The sequence below is a fragment of the Pseudomonas sp. 18058 genome (genome assembly GCF_902706155.1).
Lineage (GTDB): Bacteria > Pseudomonadota > Gammaproteobacteria > Pseudomonadales > Pseudomonadaceae > Aquipseudomonas > Aquipseudomonas rustica.
The window spans coordinates 1-703 of sequence record NZ_CACSJY010000123.1; the positions used below are offsets into that span (position 1 = coordinate 1).

2 protein-coding genes are annotated in these 703 nt (G+C 72.0%); one reads left to right on the plus strand and one right to left on the minus strand.

All coding sequences use genetic code 11. The annotated features are described in order from the left end of the window. On the plus strand, nucleotides 1-266 hold a 266-nt coding region (locus GVL50_RS28440), incomplete at its 5' end, for an N-formylglutamate amidohydrolase (protein ID WP_178124230.1). A gap of 132 nt (nucleotides 267-398) precedes the next feature. Here the strand turns inward: GVL50_RS28440 and GVL50_RS28445 are convergent. After that, nucleotides 399-703 (minus strand): hypothetical protein (locus GVL50_RS28445; protein WP_218586054.1); only part of this gene is annotated, 305 nt, incomplete at its 5' end.

The window sequence follows — 703 nt, forward strand, 5'->3', positions numbered from 1 at the left end:
CCGCCAGCCCCGCCCTGTCGGAGGCGATCTGCGCCTTCCTGCGCGAGCGCGGCTACAGCGTGGACTACAACCACCCCTACAAGGGCGTGGAGCTGGTGCGCCGCTACGGCAATCCCGCGCAGCACCGGCACAGCATCCAGGTCGAGATCAACCGCAAGCTCTACATGGACGAGCAGACGCTGGCGCTCGACCCCGCAGGCTTCGCGCGCCTGCACGGCGATCTGCGGGCCCTGGTGGAGATGCTGCTGGCGACCGATCCGCGGTAGATCCAGAGCGACCCACAGAACCCTTCTGGCGTCGCTGCCGCATCTTGTCGTACTTGCGCGTACTGCTTGCGATGCGGCGCCTCGCCAGAACCGCTTCGCCGGTTCTGTGGGTCGCTCCCCGTTGATGGTGGCTCAGCCGCAGGCGCGCAGCGGCTTGCCGGCCAGCGCCGGCCGCAGTGCATCGAGCGGCGGGCGCAGCGGGTCGGTGGCCTGGGGCAGGCGCAGCAGGTAGCCGGTGGCATCGCCGCGCTCCTGCACCACGCGCGCCGTGCGCACCCCCTGCGTGCCGAGCGCCGCCAGCGCGCGCTCGGCCGCCTCTTCGGTGGAGAACCGTCCGAGCGACAGGCCCGGCTCCAGCGCCGCGCCCGGCCGGTCGTAGGCCACCTTGCGTGCGCGCAGCTCCGCCCGCTTCTTGTCGAGCGCATCCTCGTCTGCGA